The following is a 16,054-nucleotide window of genomic DNA, read 5'->3' as shown; positions in this document are numbered from 1 at the left end:
ATGTCGGCATCCGAGCACACCACCCTGGTCCCAGGGCGCTGGTTTGACGGCCAGAGCAGCAAGGCCCGGCATGTGATGGTGAGCCTGCGGCCCACGCCGCAGGGCCCCTCCCTGGTGCTGCACCCGCTTTCGCAGCCCGGAGCCGAGCCCGTGGTCTTTGCCTGGAAACAGGTGGGCTGGCCCGAAGCCTGGAACGAGCGCAAGCCCCAGCCCCGCGTAGTCGTGGATCTGCGCGACCATGGCAGCGTAGAGATCGACGCCGTGACCGAATGGCGCGTCGCCCTGGCCGCTGCAGGCGAACGCCCCGGCATCGCACAACGCATGCAGACCCGCTGGCCCGTACTGCTGGGCGTGACGGCCGCCGCCGTCATCGGCCTCACGCTGTTCTACCGCTACGGAACGCCCTGGGCCGCCACGCAGCTCACACGGTTTGTGCCCCTGGGCTGGGAAACCAGCGTGGCTGAGAACGTGCTCCAGCAGATGGACAACGGCACCTTGAAGCCCAGCAAGCTCCCCAAGGAGCGGCAGCAGCAACTCCAGGCACGCTTCAACACACTGGTGCAACAAGCCCCCGCCACGCTGCACCGCTACACACAGTACAACCCGCCCCTGTCACTGGAGTTCCGCTCGGGCATGGGCGCCAACGCCTTTGCCCTGCCCGGCGGCAAGATCGTGATGACCGATGGCATCGTGAAAGCCGCTGCCGACAAGGGCCTGCCCGACGACGCCCTGGTGGGCGTGCTGGCCCACGAGATCGGCCATGTCGTGCACCGCCACACCACCCGCATGGTGGTGGAACAAGGCGTGCTCAACGTCGGCCTGGGCCTGGCACTGGGGGATGTGTCGGCCATCGTCTCCACCGGTGCCTCGGTGATGACAGGCCTTGCCTACAGCCGCAGCCACGAGCGCGAGGCGGACTGCTACGCCATCGCCCTCATGCGCCATACCGCGCTGCCCACGGCGCCCATGGGCAAGCTGCTGCTGGCCATTGCGCGCGACGAGGAAGACGAAGAGAGCAAGGACAAGGGCAGCGACAAGGACAAAAAAGCGGCCGGCGACAACCCAGCCGATGCTGCCCACGCCCCCACGCCCCAATCCGCCGCCAGCGCACCCGACGCCACACGCAAACGCAAGCTGGGCCAGGAGGCCGAATCCCACCCGGTCTGGTCGCTGCTCAGCAGCCACCCCGAGACGGTGAAACGCGCCACCGAGCTGGAGCAGGGGCATGCGCCACATTGCGCCAAAAGCTGAATGAATGGTTTGAAGCGGCGCCCAGGGCGGGCACCGCACCCGCTCGCCAGAGCGGGACAAAATAAAGTGTGAAGCACACCGATAAGCCGGATTCTGTGCACCACGGTTGCCCGCAGTGTGACCGCCATTAATCTGGGCCGGGTGTCGCCACCACGGCTCGGTGCTACCTACCCGCCAGCTCTGCGGAACCACATCAACGCTGGCCTACTTGGTATTGCTGCGCGTAGAGATTGCCCGTTTCACCCCCGGTGGTTTGCCTTGCGGCACTCCCCCGGGACTCGTCTCTGTTGCTCTGATCCTCACCTCACGATGGGCAGCCGTTAGCTGCTACGCTGTCCTGTGCAGTCCGGACGTTCCTCCAGTGCCTGGTTTCCCAGATTGCACCAGCGGCGGTCTGGCGTGCTTCACAGGCAAGATTATCGCCCAGCACCCAATGCCCGCTCCCAATCCAGCCCAAACCGCGCCAGGTACTTGCGCAGCCGGTCCGCATCGTTGACCACGGTGCGCTGCGTGCGCGAGGCCTGGAACAGCAGGCGCCCCGCGTCCGACAAGGTGCGCGACTGGCGGCAGACCTGCAACACGGCGGCCAATTGCAACTGGTCGAAGAGGTCCATGGACTCCACCACCTCGTCCCCCAGCAAGGCCGCGAGTTCGTCGCGCCCCACCGCGCCTGCGGCGGGAGCCAGGCCATGGCGTGCATCGCTCGCGGGCTGCCACAGCCAGCGCAGTCGGGCGATTTCGGCCTCCACCAGCGGCAGGCCGATGCGGCCGCTGTCGGCCAGCGTGGCCAGGCGCGTGACACTAGCTGAGAGGTCGCGGAAGTTGCCAGTCCACAGCGCTTCGGGCGACTGGGCGTAGCGCAGGTAAGCGGCGCGCGCCTCGTTGGAAAAGCGCACGCTGCGGCCCAGCTCTTCGCCCGCGCGCTGCAGCAGGTGGTCCACGTTGGGCTCGATGTCTTCGGGCCGCTGCGCCAGGCCGGGCAGCACATAGCTCCAGAGATTGATGCGCGCAAACAGGTCCTCACGAAAGCGCCCGGCCGCCACCTCAGTGCGCAGGTCGCGGTTGGTGCCCGCCACCAACTGAAAATCGCTCTCCACCTCGCGGTCGCTGCCCAGGGGGTAGAAGCGCTTTTCTTCCACGGCCTTGAGCAGCATGGCCTGCTCGTCGGGGCCCAGCTCGCCAATCTCGTCGAGGAACAACACACCCTTGTGTGCCGTGCGCAGCAGGCCCGCGCGGTCGGCCGCCGCGCCGGTGAAAGAGCCTTTCTTGTGACCAAACAGGGTGGACGCGGCACCGTCGCCGTGCAGCGTGGCGCAGTTCACTTCCACAAATTCGCCCTCCACCTGGTGTCGCGCCTTCTTCAGCTCGTACATGCGCCGTGCCAGATGCGACTTGCCCGCGCCCGTGGGCCCGGTGAATAGGATGGGCGCGCGCGAACGCACTGCGACCCGCTCCACCTCGTCGATCAGTGCATTGAAGCAGGCGTTGCGCGTGGCAATGCCGCTTTTGAGGAACTGCACTGCGTCCTGCTGCTCGGCGCCAAAGCGCTGCGCGATCACGTCGTAGCGCGAGAGGTCCAGGTCGATCAGCGTGTAGCTGCCGGGGTCGCCGATGCGCTGGCGCTTGGGCGGGGATGTCTGCACCAGCACACCAGGAATTCGGCGCGACTCCACCAATAGGAACAGGCAGATCTGCGCGACATGCGTGCCGGTGGTGATGTGCGTCCAGTATTCCTCACGCTCGTTGTCAAAGCGGTAGGCCTGCGTCCAGTCGTACAGCTGGGCATAGACCTCGCCAAAGTCCCAGGGGTCGGCGATGGGCAACGGCACCAGGTTCACCGTGGTTTCGGGCGAGGCGGTGGCCATGTCCGCACGCACCTGGTGGGCCAGCTCGCGGTGCGGCGGGGTGTAGAGCAGCTCCAGCCGCTCGATCACCACGTCCTCATGCTGCACCAGGGACGCGGTGGGGCGCCATTTCTCCCACCGGCCGGCGCCCTTGCCAGAGTCCAGCTGAGTGCCCAGGAAGCCGATGACCACCTTGTTTTTCCGCATGTATTTTTGTCTATTTAACTAGTTTTTATTCTAGTTATTTTGATAGACAAGCACCATACCAGCATCACCAAAAAGAAAATAATTTCATACAAATCAACAACTTATTCGCATCCAACGCCATGCATTGCAAGCTGGCACATATCTGGCAATAGAAGAGATATCTAGCGCAAGCGGTGACCGCTCACAGGCCGGGGTTAGGACAGCCGTCCGCCCCACCGGTGCCGGGCATCCGGGGCCTTCGGGCTCTGTTGATGTTCTGCATGCCGCACATCGCAAACGCTGGGTAACGACGGCACGGTCGTGGTGACCACTCCCAAAGGAACTGTCTGGTTCGACTCCAGGCGTGCCACCACTGGTAGCTCAGTCTGGTAGAGCCCCGCCGAAAGGCGGTTGTCGCAGGTTCGATTCCTGCCCATTACTCCGGCCGCAAGGCTGGAACTTTGTACCGGTCGAAAGACCACCCGCCGAACGCGGGGAGAGGCCCCGAGGTTGCGCCGCAACCGCAAGGGAGTCACCCCGTCAGCCGGTGGCGGTTTGTGCCAGCACCCGGCACAGCCCGCGCCCGCAGCCAGCCGCGCTGCCGCCCTTCCCGCTGGGGATGGGGGCAGCCACCACGGCGCACTGCACGGCCCAGGCTGCGCCCGCTGGCACCCCGCCATCGCTGTAACGGCAACCCGATATGTGACGAGTGACGACAACGAAGAAGAAAGAGGAAAAAGAGATGCTGATGAAGATGTTCCAACGCGCCACCGTGAAGAAAAACGAACGCGCACTGCTGCTGCGCAATGGCAGCTTTGACCGCGTGCTGCGCAGCGGCACCTACTGGCTGTTTGCAGGCACCGACGCGCTGCGCGTGGAGACCTTCGCCCTCGAACAACCCGCCTTCACCCACGGCCTGGCCGAGTACCTGATGGCGCAAGAACCCGCCGTGGTAGCAGCCGAGTTTGTGCAGGTGAACCTGTCGGAAACCGAAGTGGGCCTGCGCAGCGAAAACGGCGTGCTGGTCGAGATCCTGCCCCCTGGCACCCGCCGCCTTTATTGGAAAGGTTTGGTGGAGGTGAGCGTGCAGGTGGTGGACCTGCAAGCAGGCGCAGAACTGCCCGCCGCACTGGTGGCGCGATTGACGCAAACCCAGCTGCGCCAGCGCAGCGTGACCGGATTGGCCGGCGTGCTGCAGGTGCAGGTGCCCGAGGGCCAGTGCGGCCTGCTGACGGTGGACGGCAAGGTGGAACGCCTGCTGAACGCTGGCACCTACGCCTTCTGGAAGTATGGCCGCACCGTGGCTGTAGAGATGGTGGATTTGCGCCTGCAAGCCGTGGAGGTGTCGGGCCAGGACATCATGACCCGCGACAAGGTGAGCCTGCGCCTGAACCTGTGCGCCACCTACCGGTTTGTGCAGGTGCTGCAGGCCTATACCCAGTTGCAAAAGCCTGCCGACTACCTGTACCGCGAGCTGCAGTTTGCGCTGCGTGCCGCCGTGGGCACCCGCACGCTCGATGAACTGCTGGAGAACAAGACGGCGATCGACGAGGTGGTGACCGCACATATGTCCGCCAAGCTGTTGCCCTATGGCATGCAACTGGAGAGCGTGGGCGTGAAGGACATCGTGCTGCCGGGCGAGATGAAAACCATCCTGACCCAGGTGGTGCAAGCCCAGAAGCAGGCCGAGGCCAACGTGATCCGCCGCCGCGAAGAAACCGCCGCCACGCGCTCGCTGCTCAACACCGCCAAGGTGATGGAGGACAACCCCGTCGCCCTGCGCATGAAGGAGCTGGAGACGCTGGAACGTGTGGCCGAGCGCATCGACAAGATCTCGGTGTTTGGCGGCCTGGACCAGGTGCTGAATGGGCTGGTGAAGATGAGATGAAAGAACGCTATGAAAAAGCAATCCCCCCCAGGGGTACGCCGCTGGAAGTCGCCACACAGGCGGTCTACCAGGCCTTTGCACGCTACGACGCACCGCATGGCCTGCTGGACGTGTGTACTGCCTGCTGCATGGATGCTGAGTTGGAACGCGAAATGCGACATCTGCCGCTGCGCCAACTGACCCAGAGGCACTTCTACGAGTACAACGATTCGGCCAAGAGCCAGGTGCAGCCTGCGGATGAAATCAAATACCTGGCTCCACGGCTGCTGGAACTGCTGGCCGAAGGCGCCCGGCTGCACCACTCCACCGAGCTGTACCTGGACCGCTTGGGGCGGTGCGAGCCCGGCTCGTTTTCAGCGGCCGAACAATCTGCGCTGCGGGGCTTTGCGCTGGCGTACTTTGCACAGGGGTTGGAGCAATGGTCTGCGGGCGGCGATTCGCTGTTCCAGGGCGATAACGCTTTCTCCATCTTGCTCATCTGGGCCTATGCCCGCGTGCCGCTGGAGCCGCTGCTGCAACACTGGCTGGACTGCGAAAGCGACGCATCGACCCTGAACTTTGTGGACGCGTGCTATTGGGACTATGTGTGGAATGCCAACCAGATGGGCAATGCGTTTGCCACGGATGAGGTCGAATACAAACGCACCATGGAGGAATGGCTGAACAGACCCGCCACCAAAGCGCGTTGGACAGAAAAGCTCATGCGGCTGGTAGATGCGGGCCCCACCAGTTCCTGGTTGCCAGCGGGGGCCGTGGACCACCATTGCTACCCGCTCCCAGAGCGGATCAGCGCGGTCTTTGACGCAATGGCTGCATGACGCCCCTCGCCGCAAAAAAGAAACACAACGAAGAAACAACGAGAAAAGAACCATGAACTACGAACAACTCGAAATCCCGAACGGCGTGCCCGTGAAGATGTGGACGAACGGCGTGCCCGTGGAAGAAGACGCCAAGAACCAGCTGCGCAACATCGCTCGCCTGCCCATCGTGTTCAAGCACGTGGCGGTGATGCCCGATGTGCACCTGGGGATCGGCGCGACCATCGGCTCGGTGGTGCCCACCCTCAAGGCCATCATCCCCGCTGCGGTGGGGGTGGATCTGGGGTGCGGAATGATGGCGTGCAAGACCACGCTCACGGCCAGCGACCTGCCCGATAACCTATGTGGCGTGCGCGCTGCCATTGAACGCGCCGTGCCCGTGGGGATGACCCCCAAGCGTTTCGGCCGCGACAAGGGGAGCTGGGATACCCCGCCAGCAGAAACCGACCGCGCCTGGGCCGCTCTGGTGGATGAGTTCGATGAAATTTGCGAGGCGCACCCGCGCATCAAGAACACGAACAACTACAAGCACCTGGGAACGCTCGGAACGGGGAACCACTTCATCGAAATCTGCCTGGACGAACACCAGAGCGTGTGGGTGATGCTGCACTCGGGCTCGCGCGGAGTGGGAAACGCCATCGGCACCCACTTCATCGAGCTGGCCAAGAAAGACGCCGAGATGAACCAGCGCAACCTGCCGGACAAGGACCTGGCGTACTTTGAGGAAGGCGCGCAGTACTTTGGCGACTACGTGAAGGCCGTGGGGTGGGCGCAAAAATTTGCTGCCGCGAACCGCGAGGTGATGATGGGCCGCGTGATTGCCGCGCTGCGCAAGGTGATCACCAAGCCGTTCGAAGCCCACGTGGAAGCCGTGAACTGCCACCACAACTACGTGCAGCGCGAAACGCACTTCGGGCAAGACGTGTTCGTGACCCGCAAGGGCGCGGTGAGTGCCGAACAAGGCAAGCTGGGGATCATACCGGGGAGCATGGGGGCCAAAAGCTTCATCGTGCGCGGAAAAGGCAACCCCGAGAGCTTCAACAGCTGCAGCCACGGCGCGGGCCGCACCATGAGCCGCACCAAGGCCAAGAAGCTGTTCACCGTGGAAGACCAGATCAAGGCCACCGAGGGTGTGGAATGCCGAAAGGACGCGGATGTGATCGACGAGATTCCGATGGCGTACAAGGACATCGACGCGGTGATGGCGGCGCAGGAAGACCTGGTGGAGGTGGTGTACCCCCGGCGGCCACCCAAACTGCCCCACTTATGGCCACCCAAACTGCTCCACCTGGCCGGGGTGAGTTGACCCATTGATTTCGGTGAGTCAGGCGCCTCAGCTCTGACGTGCAGGACGTAACTTCCACCCCCTTGATCACAAGGGGGGATTCACGAGGTGAACGTCTTGAAGCCACATCTACAAACCACGATCTGGACGCTCCTGCGCGCGGGTAACACCCAGCGCGAGATTGAGCGCCGCACCGGCATCTCCCGCCACACCATCCGCGCCTGGGCTAAGCGCTTTGAGGCCCAGGGCGATCCGCCGCCCCCGTCGCCTGACGATTCAAACTGCCCCGGGGTGGCCACCGACCTGGTTGTGCCCCTGGCCAGCCAAACTGCTCCACCCCGGCCACCGGCTTTACTGCTGGCGCCTGCGCCGGCGGCCACCTCGCTGTGTGAGCCCCACCGCGCCTTCATCGAAGCTCAGTTGCGCTTGGGCCGCAATGCCACGGCCATCTACCAGGACCTGGTCGATGCCCACGGCTTTGCTGCACGCTACAACTCCGTCAAACGCTTCGTGGCGCGCATCCGGGTGCGTGAGCCTGAGCAGTTCGACCGCCTGAGCTTCCTGCCCGGCGAGGAGATGCAGGTGGACTTCGGCGAAGGCGCGCCCACCCGCGTGCCCGGCACCGACCGCTGGCGCAAGCCACGCCTGTTCGTGGCCACGCTTCGGTATTCGCGCCGCAGTTTCCGCCGCGTGGTCTGGAATTCTGGCCAACAGGTCTGGGCCGAACTGCACGAACAAGCCTGGCGCTACTTTGGCGGCTCGTGCCGATACGTGGTCCTGGACAACCTCAAGGAAGGCGTGCTCAAGCCCGACCTGTACGAGCCCGAGCTCAACCCCGTGTACGCCGCCACCCTGGCACACTACGAGGTCGTGGCCGACCCGGCGCGGGTACGTGACCCCAACCGCAAGGGCAGTGTCGAGAATGCCATTGGTCACACTCAGGCCACGGCACTCAAGGGCAAGCGCTTCGAGACCATTGAAGAACAGAACACCTACCTGGAGCACTGGGAGACCAAGTGGGCGGCCTCTCGCATCCACGGCTCAGAGCGCCGCCAGGTACAGGCCATGTTCGAAGAAGAGCGGCCCCACCTGCAGCCCTTGCCCACGCTGCCCATGGCGTACTTCCGTGACGAGCAGCGCACCGTGTGCGACGACGGCTGCGTGCGCGTGGCCCATTGCAGCTACGCCGCGCGGCCGGCGCACATTGGCACCAAGGTGCTGGTGCGCATCTTCGAGCGCCGCCTGGAGATTCGCGACCTACAGACCCAGGCCCTGCTGCGCACGCACACCTTGGCCGAGCGGCCAGGCACCGTGGTGCTGCCCATGGACGAGCGCGTCTTCAACCCCTCCCGCGAGACCCTCCACATCCTCAAGCAGGCCGATGCCATCGGCGTGGACGCCGCCCGGCTGTGCCAGATGCTGTTTGCCATCGAAGGCCGTGTGGGCCAGCGCAAGCTGTGGGGCATCGTGCACCTGGCCGACCGCTATCCACGCCAGATGGTCAACACCGCCTGTGCCCAGGCCATCGACGACGGTGTGCACAGCTACCGCCACGTCAAGGCCATCACCGAACGCCTGGTGGCGCAGGCTCTGGCCCAACTCGATGCCGCCCCGACAGCGACGCAGGCCGCACCCGCGAGCACCACGCAAACGCACGACCTCATCCGCAACCCACAGGAGTACGGCGAACTCTTCGCCATGGCCACAGCGGCCACGACACCCGCCATCACACCTCAAGGAGATTTCTTCGCATGACCGCCATGACCCCCCACGACATCGAGGCCACCCTGCGCAAGCTGCGCCTGTCAGGCATGGCTGAGACCCTGCAGACGCGCCTGATGCAGGCCCAGGCCGCTCAGGAGCCCTTTCTGGATACGCTCTCAGCCTTGCTGCAAGACGAACTCGACCGACGCCACAGCAGGCTGATGGCACGTCGCTTCAAGCTCTCCGGCCTGGATGAGAAGCCCTCCCTGGCCGACTTCGACTGGCGCTTCAACCCAAAGCTGCCGCGCGCAGCCTGCTTCGAGTTGCACACCTTGAAGTTCCTCAGCGAAGGCGCCAACGCCCTGATCGTAGGCAAGCCCGGCACCGGCAAGAGCCACATCGCCAAGGCCGTGGCCTACCAAGCCACCTTGCTCGGTCATGACGTGTCCTACATCGAAGCTGACAGCGAGTTCGCTCGCTATGCGCTGGCCGACGCCGACGAGCGCGCCAGTCTGCTCAAGGGCTGGGTGGCGGCCGACTTGCTGGTGCTCGATGACCTGTTCCTGGCAAGGCGCATCAGCGAGCATGCCGCCGAGTTGCTGCAGGCCCTGGTCCACCAGCGTTACAAGCTGCGCCGCTCCATCGTCATCACCTCCAACCGCGTCGTGCAGGACTGGGGTCGCTACCTGGGCGACGCGACCATGGCCACCACCATCCTCGATCGCCTCATGCACCGCTGCGCCATGCTGGAGTTCGAGGGCAAGAGCTACAGGCTCAAAGAGGCTGCTGCACGCCTGATCATCACCTCAGACCCCGCATAATCACCCCGTCCTGCCTGGAGCAGTTTGACTGGCCAACAGTGGAGCAGTTTGGGGTGGCCATCGGGGGTACACGCTCAAGCAGGTGGTGTGTGTGAAGGGGTAGCTCCGTGCGGCGCTGAGGACAGCGCCGCACCATTTACTATATTTTTGATAGCTACCAGCGGCCGACCATCAGGCGCAGGAGCCATTTTTTATGAAAAGAGAACAACAAGAAATGCTGCACTCCGCCCACCCGGTGGAGCCGCACATGCGCGCGCAGGTGATGCAGGAGCTGCAGCGCATCGAATCCACGCACGGCGTGACCGTGCTGTTTGCCTGCGAATCCGGCAGCCGGGGTTGGGGCTTTGCCTCGCCTGACAGCGACTACGACGTGCGCTTCATCTACGTGAACCGCCTGCCCTGGTACCTGACTGTGGCGCCAGGGCGTGACGTGATCGAAGTTCCCATCAGCGGCGACCTGGACATCAACGGCTGGGACCTGCGCAAGGCCCTGAGCCTGATGCGCGAATCCAACCCCACGCTGCTGGAGTGGCTGCGCTCGCCCATCGTCTACCGCGAAGAGGCCGACACCATGGCACAGTTCCGCGCGCTGGCGGCGCAGGTGTTCTCCAACGCCAAGGGTTGGCACCACTACGCATCGATGGCGAAGAAGAATTTTCGCGAACATCTGCAGGCCGACGAGGTGCGCTACAAAAAGTACCTGTACGTGCTGCGCCCGCTGCTGGCGGCGCGCTGGACCCGCACGCAACCCGGCGTGCCGCCCATGCGCTTTGCCGAGCTGGCCCAGCACACGTTGCACCCTGTGCAGGATACGGCGCTGGTCGCTGAGATCAACGCCCTGCTGGAGGTGAAGATGCGCGCAGGCGAGGCCGCCACCAGCCCACGCTGGCCCGGCATCCATGCGTTCATCGAAGCCGAGCTGGCGCGGAACGCGGCCGAGCCGTTACAGCCGCTGCCCGTGCCCGGGCATGCCACGCTGGATGCGCTGCTATATGACACTGTGCTGCGGTACGGCACCACAGACTCGATCCGCAGTCGAACGTGACAAGCACTTTGATCGACGCTCGCGTGATCCGCGAGACAGAGACTGCAATGAACTTGCTCTACGCAGCATGCCGGGAAAAAACCGCAGGCCAGCGTGGCGGCACGGCTGCGCGTAGAGAGTACCTGCGCGCAGCCGAAGCGTTTCGAACATACCAGAGCCCTCTATGGGAACTGTGGGGCACACGAGCGCAGAGCGATATCGTGGCGGGCAACGCTGGGTGGCGCGAAACGGCCATTGTGTATCTGGCTATCAGTCCCAGGTTCTTTCGCTCCGGCTATCTGCGCGATGTGGTGTGCACGAGACTGAAGCAAGCCGCGCTCACCCACCGCGAACGCAAGGACATCCAGTACGCGCTGCTGGCATCCATCGTTCGTCGCCCTTCTACGGGCGGCTTCCGATACGACTGTCGGCTGGCCATCCAGGTCTCAGACCAGCGCTTCTTGCAAGAGCTACGCGTCCTGCGGAACACCCCAAACCCATGGATATCCGGCAGAGCGCAGCGCATGGAGCAAGCCATCTTGCACCACGCGCCGCTGTCGCACCAAATCAACGTTTGAGGTTACCTTGAACGAGACACTCACCGCTACAGGCAGTGCCATTCAAAGCATCCTCGCCCTCGACGGCTCCACCGGCGAGGGCGGCGGCCAGATCCTGCGCACCGGGCTGGCGCTTGCCATGGTCACCGGGCGGCCGCTGCACATCACAAGCATCCGCGCCGGGCGGCCCAAGCCGGGGCTGATGCGCCAGCACCTGGCCTGTGTGCAGGCGGCCGCCGCCGTATGCGGCGGGCAGTCGGAGGGCGCCGAACTGGGGTCGCAAACGCTGGTGTTCACACCGGGTGCGGTGCGCGCAGGCGACTACCAGTTTCAGATCGCCACAGCGGGCAGCTGCCTGCTGGTGCTGCAGACCGTGTTGCCTGCGCTGATGCTGGCCGATGGCGAGAGCCGCGTGCAGCTCTCGGGCGGCACACACAACCCGATGGCGCCGCCGTTTGATTTTCTGGAGCGGGCCTTTGCGCCGCTGGTGCGGCGGCTGGGCGTGGGGCTGGAGCTGCAATTGCAGCGGCGCGGTTTTTACCCCGCCGGGGGCGGCGAGCTGGTGGCGCGCATTGCGCCCTCAGCGCAGCCGCTCACGCCCGTGGATGCAACGGAGCGCGGGGCATTGCTGAACGCCTATGGCGAAGCGCTGGTGCCGGGCCTGGCGCGCAACATTGCCACGCGGGAGCTGGAGGCGTTGGGCCAGCGCATGGGCTGGACGTTTGAGGGCGGCCAGTTGCGCCACCCGCCCACGCGCCAGAACGAAGGGCCGGGCAATGCGCTGATCGCCACGCTGGAATACGAGCAGGTGACCGAAGTGTTCTGCCAGCTGGGCGAACGCCACCTGTCGGCCGAGCAAGTGGCCAAGCGGCTGGTGGACGAGGTGCGCGCCTACCAACGCAGCACGGGCGCCCTGGGCCCGCACCTGGCTGATCAGTGGATGCTGCCGCTGGCCCTGGCGGTGTGGCGCAGTGGGCAGGCCGCCAGCTACACCTGCAGCGAGGTGACGCAGCACACGGCCACCAACGCGCAGACGATTGCGCTCGGGCTGCCGGTGCGTGTACAGATCACGTCCGTGGAACGCGCCATGCAGGTGGGGATCCTGCCCGCACCCTAAGAGCCTGTTTGCGATCTCGCAGAGGATCGCAAACAGGCTCTGTCCGGGCGGCCAGGCACCTGGATCAACGTCCTGGCTATATCCATATCACCAGGGCAGTAGAACAACTGGTTCAGAATGCGCCTCACATCCTTCCCCTTGGACCCACCCGACATTTCACAGGAGACGCCATGAAAGTTGACAACATTCTGCAGACCATCGGCAACACGCCCCACGTGCGCATCAACCGCCTGTTTGGCCCTGCCGCCAGCGTGTGGGTGAAGTCCGAGCGCAGCAACCCGGGCGGCTCCATCAAGGACCGCATTGCGCTGTCGATGGTGGAAGACGCGGAAAAGTCCGGCGCACTGAAACCCGGCGGCACCATCATCGAGCCCACCAGCGGCAACACCGGCATTGGCCTGGCGCTGGTGGCTGCTGTCAAGGGCTACAAGCTGATTCTGGTGATGCCCGACAGCATGAGCATCGAACGCCGCCGCCTGATGCTGGCCTATGGCGCGCAGTTTGACCTGACCCCGCGCGAGAAGGGCATGAAGGGCGCGATTGCCCGTGCGCAGGAGCTGCAGGCGCAGACGCCCGGATCGTGGATCCCCCAGCAGTTCGAGAACCCCGCCAACATCGACATCCATGTGCGCACCACGGCACAGGAGATCCTGGCGGACTTCCCCGACGGCATCGACGTGCTGATCACGGGCGTGGGCACGGGCGGCCACATCACAGGCGTTGCCAAGGTGCTCAAGGCGAAGTTCCCCCAGCTGAAGGTGTTTGCGGTCGAGCCCACGGCCTCGCCCGTGATCTCGGGTGGCCAGCCTTCGCCCCACCCGATTCAGGGCATTGGCGCAGGCTTCATCCCCAAGAACCTGGACACCAGCCTGCTCGACGGAGTGATCCAGGTCGATGCCGAACCCGCGCGCGAATTTGCGCGCCGCGCTGCCCGTGAAGAGGGCCTGCTGGTGGGCATCTCGTCGGGCGCCACGCTGGCGGCCATTGCGCAAAAGCTGCCCGAGCTGCCTGCAGGCGCCAAAGTGCTGGGCTTCAACTACGACACGGGCGAGCGCTACCTGTCGGTGGAAGGTTTCCTGCCTGCCTGATGGCAGAAAATACAACAAAAAGGCCGTTTGCGCGCGACCATCAAGCGCTTAAAGCTACTTAATTGATAGCATTCAAGCTTTGACAGCTTGCGCCCCAAGGCCCGCCGCCCGGCGGGCCTTTTGTCTTGGCACTGGTCAGCGGGCCCGCCCCGGTAAAATCATGGCCCCACGACTTTGCAAGCCGCCCGATAACCACGGGCCCGCAAGACCATGATCCGACTCTCCGAAATCCGGCTGCCCTTCACCGTGGCCGAAGCCCCCGAGGCGCCCCTGCGCGCCGCTGCCGCCAAGATCTTGGGCCTGGCAGACACCGACATTGCCCACCTGCACGTCTTCAAGCGCAGCTTTGATGCGCGCAAGGCGGACCTGCAGGCCGTCTACATCGTGGACGTGACATTGGCCCAACCCGCACGCGAGGCCGCGCTGCTGGCCCAGTTTGCAGGCAACCCGCACATCCAGCCCACGCCCGACATGGCCTGGCACCCCGTAGGCCAGGCACCTGCCAACCTGCCCCTGCGCCCCGTGGTGGTGGGCTTTGGGCCCTGCGGCATTTTTGCGGCACTGGTGCTGGCGCAGATGGGTTTCAAACCCATCGTGCTGGAGCGCGGCAAGACCGTGCGCGAGCGCACCAAGGACACCTGGGGCCTGTGGCGCAAGCGCGAGCTGCATGCCGAGAGCAACGTGCAGTTTGGCGAAGGCGGTGCTGGCACGTTCAGTGACGGCAAGCTCTACAGCCAGATCAAGGACCCGCGCCACCTGGGCCGCAAAGTCATGAACGAGTTCGTCAAGGCCGGTGCGCCCGAAGAAATTCTGTACGTCGCCCACCCGCACATCGGCACCTTCAAACTGGTGAAGGTGGTGGAGAACCTGCGCGAGCAGATCATTGCGCTGGGCGGTGAGATCCGCTTCGAGCAGCGCGTGACGGACGTCATCGTGGAAGGCACTGGCGAGAAACGCCACCTGCGCGGCCTCAAGGTGCTGAACCAGGCCACGGGCGAGACCACCGAGCTGCGCGCCGACCATGTGGTGATGGCGCTGGGCCACAGCTCGCGCGACACCTTTGCCATGCTCTACCAGCGCGGCGTGGACATGGAGGCCAAGCCGTTTTCCATCGGCTTTCGCATCGAGCACCCGCAGGGTGTGATCGACCGCGCGCGCTGGGGCCGCCACGCGGGCCACCCGTTGCTGGGCGCGGCCGACTACAAGCTGGTGCACCACGCCGCCAATGGGCGTGCGGTCTACAGCTTCTGCATGTGCCCCGGCGGCACCGTGGTGGCCGCCACCAGCGAGCCCAACCGCGTGGTGACCAATGGCATGAGCCAGTATTCGCGCAACGAGCGCAATGCCAACGCGGGCATGGTGGTGGGCATCGACCCGCGCGACTACCCGCAGGACGCACAGGCGTTTGAAACCCACCTGGGCCAGACCTATGGCGTGGAGGCCTTGCCCGCCGGGCAGTTCCACCCGCTGTCGGGCAGCGTGCTGCAGCGCCAGCTCGAATCCAACGCCTTCGTGCTGGGCGGGCGCGACTACAGCGCGCCGGGTCAGCTGGTGGGTGAGTTCATTGCGGGCAAGCCTTCGACCCAGCTGGGCAGCGTGGAGCCCTCGTACAAGCCCGGCGTGGCCCTTGGTGACCTGCACGCCGCCCTGCCCGGCTATGCCATCGAGGCGCTGCGCGAGGCACTGCCCGTGTTCGGCCGCAAGATCAAGGGCTTTGACATGCACGACGCGGTGCTGACGGGCGTGGAGACGCGCACCTCGTCGCCGCTCAAGATCGGGCGGGGCGAGAACCTGCAAAGCCTGAACACGCCGGGGCTGTACCCGGCGGGTGAAGGCGCCAGCTACGCGGGCGGCATTTTGTCAGCCGGGGTGGATGGCATCAAGGTGGGCGAGGCCGTGGCGCGCAGCCTGCTCGGCGCGGCCGCATGATGCGGGCGCCCAGCCTGCCGCAGTTTGCAGCGGCGGCCCTGGCCATGGCCGCCGTGGTGCTGGCGTCCAACATCCTCGTCCAGTTCCCGCTCAATGACTGGCTCACCTGGGGCGCCATCACCTACCCGGTGGCCTTTCTGGTGAGCGAGCTGGTGAACCGCGCCCATGGCCCGCAACAGGCGCGGCGGGTGGCGTGGGTGGGGTTTGCGGTGGCGGTGGCGGCCTCGCTGGTGCTGGCGCCGGTGCGCATTGCCATCGCGTCGGGCACCGCGTTTTTGCTCTCGCAGTGGCTGGACATCAGCGTGTTCCACCGCCTGCGCCACGGCACCTGGTGGCGCGCGCCGCTGGTGGCCACGCTGCTCGCAGCGGTGCTGGACACCGCCGTGTTCTGGAGCATTGCGTTTGCAGGCACCAGCGACCCGTGGATCACCTGGGCACTGGGTGACCTCGCGGTGAAGCTGGGGCTGGGCGTGGCGCTGCTGCTGCCGTTTCGCCTGCTCATCGGCAGCCGACTGGCTTCGCCCCGCCGCACGGCCTGAGCC

At 65.2% G+C, this 16,054-nt stretch carries 13 protein-coding genes, 1 tRNA gene and 1 other RNA gene; 13 read left to right on the top strand and 2 right to left on the bottom strand.

Annotation, left to right across the window (positions count from 1 at the left end):
- Positions 1 to 1,251: a M48 family metallopeptidase gene (locus ACSQ3O_RS03925; protein ID WP_436137927.1), complete on the top strand. Its 1,251-nt coding sequence runs from the start codon at positions 1 to 3 to the stop codon at positions 1,249 to 1,251.
- Between the two features lie 66 nt (positions 1,252 to 1,317).
- On the opposite strand, the gene rnpB is transcribed toward ACSQ3O_RS03925, so the two are convergent.
- Together rnpB and rtcR are read right to left on the bottom strand one after the other, a co-directional pair.
- Positions 1,318 to 1,657: RNase P RNA component class A (gene rnpB, locus ACSQ3O_RS03920), an RNA gene on the bottom strand.
- A 10-nt stretch (positions 1,658 to 1,667) separates the two neighbouring features.
- Positions 1,668 to 3,302 (bottom strand): RNA repair transcriptional activator RtcR, encoded by a 1,635-nt coding sequence (gene rtcR, locus ACSQ3O_RS03915; RefSeq protein ID WP_436137926.1) that lies wholly within the window; start codon positions 3,300 to 3,302, stop codon positions 1,668 to 1,670.
- A 354-nt stretch (positions 3,303 to 3,656) separates the two neighbouring features.
- Here rtcR and ACSQ3O_RS03910 point away from each other — a divergent pair.
- From ACSQ3O_RS03910 to ACSQ3O_RS03855, 12 genes are all read left to right on the top strand, one after another.
- Positions 3,657 to 3,722 (top strand) — tRNA-OTHER (locus ACSQ3O_RS03910).
- A 307-nt stretch (positions 3,723 to 4,029) separates the two neighbouring features.
- On the top strand, positions 4,030 to 5,169 hold the full coding sequence (locus ACSQ3O_RS03905) for a slipin family protein (RefSeq protein ID WP_436137925.1): 1,140 nt from the start codon (positions 4,030 to 4,032) through the stop codon (positions 5,167 to 5,169).
- Positions 5,166 to 5,987, top strand: coding sequence for a hypothetical protein (locus tag ACSQ3O_RS03900; protein ID WP_436137924.1), 822 nt, complete (start codon positions 5,166 to 5,168; stop codon positions 5,985 to 5,987). The genes ACSQ3O_RS03905 and ACSQ3O_RS03900 overlap by 4 nt, the downstream gene beginning before the upstream one ends.
- Positions 5,988 to 6,039: 52 nt before the next feature.
- The gene (locus tag ACSQ3O_RS03895) at positions 6,040 to 7,293 is read left to right on the top strand and encodes an RtcB family protein (RefSeq protein WP_436137923.1); all 1,254 of its coding nucleotides are present in this window, start codon (positions 6,040 to 6,042) and stop codon (positions 7,291 to 7,293) included.
- Between the two features lie 87 nt (positions 7,294 to 7,380).
- Entirely contained in the window at positions 7,381 to 9,027 is a 1,647-nt protein-coding gene (istA, locus tag ACSQ3O_RS03890; RefSeq protein WP_374258795.1) for an IS21 family transposase, read from the top strand.
- Between the two features lie 5 nt (positions 9,028 to 9,032).
- Positions 9,033 to 9,797 (top strand): IS21-like element helper ATPase IstB, encoded by a 765-nt coding sequence (gene istB, locus ACSQ3O_RS03885; protein WP_374258801.1) that lies wholly within the window; start codon positions 9,033 to 9,035, stop codon positions 9,795 to 9,797.
- A gap of 193 nt (positions 9,798 to 9,990) precedes the next feature.
- Complete coding sequence (locus tag ACSQ3O_RS03880) at positions 9,991 to 10,842, top strand: nucleotidyltransferase domain-containing protein (RefSeq protein ID WP_436137922.1); 852 nt, start codon at positions 9,991 to 9,993, stop codon at positions 10,840 to 10,842.
- A gap of 47 nt (positions 10,843 to 10,889) precedes the next feature.
- Positions 10,890 to 11,399: a hypothetical protein gene (locus tag ACSQ3O_RS03875; RefSeq protein ID WP_436137921.1), complete on the top strand. Its 510-nt coding sequence runs from the start codon at positions 10,890 to 10,892 to the stop codon at positions 11,397 to 11,399.
- 49 nt (positions 11,400 to 11,448) lie between these two features.
- Positions 11,449 to 12,495, top strand: coding sequence for an RNA 3'-terminal phosphate cyclase (gene rtcA / locus ACSQ3O_RS03870; RefSeq protein WP_436141070.1), 1,047 nt, complete (start codon positions 11,449 to 11,451; stop codon positions 12,493 to 12,495).
- A gap of 170 nt (positions 12,496 to 12,665) precedes the next feature.
- Positions 12,666 to 13,583 (top strand): cysteine synthase A, encoded by a 918-nt coding sequence (cysK, locus tag ACSQ3O_RS03865; protein WP_436137920.1) that lies wholly within the window; start codon positions 12,666 to 12,668, stop codon positions 13,581 to 13,583.
- 210 nt (positions 13,584 to 13,793) lie between these two features.
- The gene (locus ACSQ3O_RS03860) at positions 13,794 to 15,512 is read left to right on the top strand and encodes an NAD(P)/FAD-dependent oxidoreductase (RefSeq protein WP_436137919.1); all 1,719 of its coding nucleotides are present in this window, start codon (positions 13,794 to 13,796) and stop codon (positions 15,510 to 15,512) included.
- Entirely contained in the window at positions 15,509 to 16,051 is a 543-nt protein-coding gene (locus ACSQ3O_RS03855; protein ID WP_137746967.1) for a VUT family protein, read from the top strand. The genes ACSQ3O_RS03860 and ACSQ3O_RS03855 overlap by 4 nt, the downstream gene beginning before the upstream one ends.
- Positions 16,052 to 16,054 lie beyond the last annotated feature (3 nt).

This window comes from Acidovorax sp. LjRoot74, from assembly GCF_964254355.1.
Lineage (GTDB): Bacteria > Pseudomonadota > Gammaproteobacteria > Burkholderiales > Burkholderiaceae_C > Acidovorax.
The sequence above is the reverse complement of the archived record's forward strand: the minus strand, read 5'-3'. Positions and strand labels throughout refer to the sequence as shown.